This window comes from Saccharopolyspora sp. NPDC049357, assembly GCF_040677225.1.
Taxonomy (GTDB): domain Bacteria; phylum Actinomycetota; class Actinomycetes; order Mycobacteriales; family Pseudonocardiaceae; genus Saccharopolyspora.
This window is the reverse complement of sequence record NZ_JBFAQJ010000089.1, coordinates 1-2,732: the sequence shown is the minus strand read 5'-3', so window position 1 is coordinate 2,732 and position 2,732 is coordinate 1. Positions and strand designations below refer to the sequence as shown.

Here is a 2,732-nt window from a genome sequence, read left to right as displayed (position 1 = left end):
CGCCGAGGCCTCCTCCGGCAGTCCCGAGGTGCTGCTGATCGCGACCGGATCCGAAGTGCAGCTGGCCGTGGCGGCCAGGAAGTCCCTGGAAGCCGGAGGAATCCCAACGCGCGTGGTGTCCATGCCGTGCGTCGAGTGGTTCGAGGCGCAGGACGTGACCTACCGCCGACACGTGCTGCCCCCATCAGTGCGCGCCAGGGTCGCCGTCGAGGCCGGCATCGCCCAGCCGTGGCACCGCTTCGTCGGCGACGCCGGCGAAATCGTCTCTCTGGAGCACTTCGGCGCCTCGGCCGACTACCAGAGGCTGTACACCGAGTTCGGCATCACCACCGAGGCGGTCACCACCGCGGCGCTGCGCTCGCTGAACGCGCTCCGGGCGGGCTGAGCCCGCCCGGAGCTCGGCCCCGCTCGGTCGTGAACCTCGATCGCGCCGGTAGTCCGTTCAGCTGTCGGCGACTTCCTTGGCGTACTTCTCCGTCATGTGCTCCACCGCCGCCAGCTGCTGCTGGGCGTGATCGCTGCGGGTGTCGCGGGCGTGCTGCTTGGCTCGCACGGTCGACTCGTAGTGGCTGATGCCGGGTCCCTGGAAGTGCGGCAGGACGTCCTGCGCGATGAGTTCGTAAGAGCGCTTCGTGGCCTCGGGGTTGGCCCATTCGTGGGCCAGCAGCAGCATCGCGCCGAAGCCGCCGGACTGGTCGGCGAGGCGCTGCACCTGCGCGCGGGCGTCCTCCGGGGTGCCGATGGCGCCGATGCCGGCCTCGTTGATGAAGTCGATCATCTCGCGGATGTTCGAGCCGTCCACGGCCATCTGCGGGAACGCGGCCACCTTCTGGAAGTAGGTGAACCACTGCTCGATGCCGTACTCGACGTCCTTGTACGCCTGCTCCCGGGTTTCAGCGATGTGCATGAGCCCGACCAGTCGCCACCCGGAGCGATCCGGGGCAGGCTGCCCGAAGTGAGAGGCCCGCTCCTCGACCACGCTCCAGTGGTGCGCCAGCGCGTCGAACCCCTCCTGGGTGAGCGTGGCGCCGATGGACAGCAGCCCGGCACCGTGTCGTCCGGCCAGTCGCGGGCCGGTGGGCGAGGCGACTGCGGCCACGGCGACGTCGAAGCGGGGCTCGGTGTAGGGCCGCAGCTGAAGCCGGGCGTCGATCAGCTTGTGCATCGGGGTCTGCTCGGTGACGGTTTCGCCCGCCAGCAGCCGCATGATGATGTCGAAGTTGATGTCGAGCAGTTCGCGCGTGTCGGTCGGGTTGAGCCCGATCATCGCCGAGTCGGTGGGCAACGAGCCGGGGCCCACGCCGAGCATCGAACGACCCCTGGTCAGGTGGTCGAGCATGACCATCCGGTCGGCCACCCACAGCGGGTTGTGGTAGCTGACGGAGGTCACGCCGGTGCCGAACCTGATGTTGCGGGTGCGCTCGGCGGCGGCGGCGATGAAGATCTCCGGCGAGGCGATGATCTCGCTGCCCGCGGAGTGGTGCTCGCCGATCCACGCCTCGTCGAACCCGATGTGGTCGAGGTGCTCCATCAGCCGGAGGTCGCGCTGCATGGCCAGCGTCGGGTTCTGCCCAGCTGGGTGAAAGGGGGCGAGGAAGACCCCGAACCGCAATCTGCTCATGACCGTCTCCTTCGTCCGCGATCAGCCCGAGTACGTAACCCAGGTCACATCATCGGCTGATCCTTTGCAAGCCGCCTCTTCGATCGCGCTTCGCGAGGCGTTCCGGAACTGGTTCGAGCAGGTAACGTGTCGCGCATGCGTTCATTCGCCGAGGCGACGACCGTGAACCCCATCCGCGAGGGCGTCTTCACGTCCACGCTGGACAGCGAGTGGTCGATCGGCGAGAACCCGCACGGCGGCTACATGATGGCGCTGCTGACCAAGGCCGCGCTCCGCACCGCTGAGCGGTCGCACCCGCTGGTGGTCAGCGCGCACTTCCTGCGCTCGCCGGACGCCGGCGAGGTCGAGCTGCACACCGAGCGGATCAAGCACGGGCGCATGTTCACCACGGTGCACGCCCGCCTGGTCCAGAACGGCAAGGCCTGCATCGAGGCCACCGTGACCGCTGGCGAGGTCTCCGACGCCGCGCACGAGTGGGCGGCGGGACCGCAGCCCCCGATCAAGCCGCTCGACGAGTGCGAGGACCGCCGCATGCCCACCGAAGGCGGCCTGCTCGGCCACCTCAACATCCGACTCGACCCCCACTCCACCGGGTTCCTGCGCGGCGAGGCCACCGAGGACGGCGAGGTCCGGGGCTGGATGGAGCTCACCGACGGCACCGACTTCGACCCGCTGACGCTGATCGTCGCCGTCGACATGCTCCCGCCGACCGCGTTCGGCCTGGGCCAGTCCGGCTGGTGCCCCACCGTCGAACTCACCTACCAGCTCCGCGCCCTGCCCGCCCCCGGCCCGGTCGCGGGCTACACCCGCTGCGACGCGCTGAGCGCCGACGGCTGGTTCAACGAGGACGCGGCCGTCTACGACTCCCGAGGCCGCCTGGTCGCCCAGAGCCGCCAACTCGCGCTCTCGGGAAACGCCCTCAACAACCGCTGAACAACGGCGATCACCACCGTCGAAACCGACCTCACCACCTGAACCTCCCGAGGGAGCCCCGGAAAACTCCGGTATTCCGCCACCGGATTACCGGGGTGTTCCGGGTTTCGGTTGTTAGAGGTCGAGGAGTTGGCGGGCTTGTTCGCGCATCTCGACCTTGCGGACCTTGCCGGTGACC

3 protein-coding genes are annotated in these 2,732 nt (G+C 69.0%); 2 read left to right on the top strand and 1 reads right to left on the bottom strand.

Annotated features, from left to right (window positions below):
• Positions 1-385: transketolase C-terminal domain-containing protein (locus AB0J91_RS32950; RefSeq protein WP_363876936.1), on the top strand; the 385-nt coding region annotated here is incomplete at its 5' end.
• Between the two features lie 57 nt (positions 386-442).
• Here the strand turns inward: AB0J91_RS32950 and AB0J91_RS32945 are convergent.
• Positions 443-1,621, bottom strand: a complete 1,179-nt coding sequence (locus tag AB0J91_RS32945) for an LLM class flavin-dependent oxidoreductase (RefSeq protein WP_363876933.1) — start codon at positions 1,619-1,621, stop codon at positions 443-445.
• A gap of 135 nt (positions 1,622-1,756) precedes the next feature.
• On the opposite strand from AB0J91_RS32945, the gene AB0J91_RS32940 reads away from it, so the two are divergent.
• Positions 1,757-2,554, top strand: coding sequence for a thioesterase family protein (locus AB0J91_RS32940; protein WP_363876930.1), 798 nt, complete (start codon positions 1,757-1,759; stop codon positions 2,552-2,554).
• Positions 2,555-2,732: the final 178 nt, after the last annotated feature.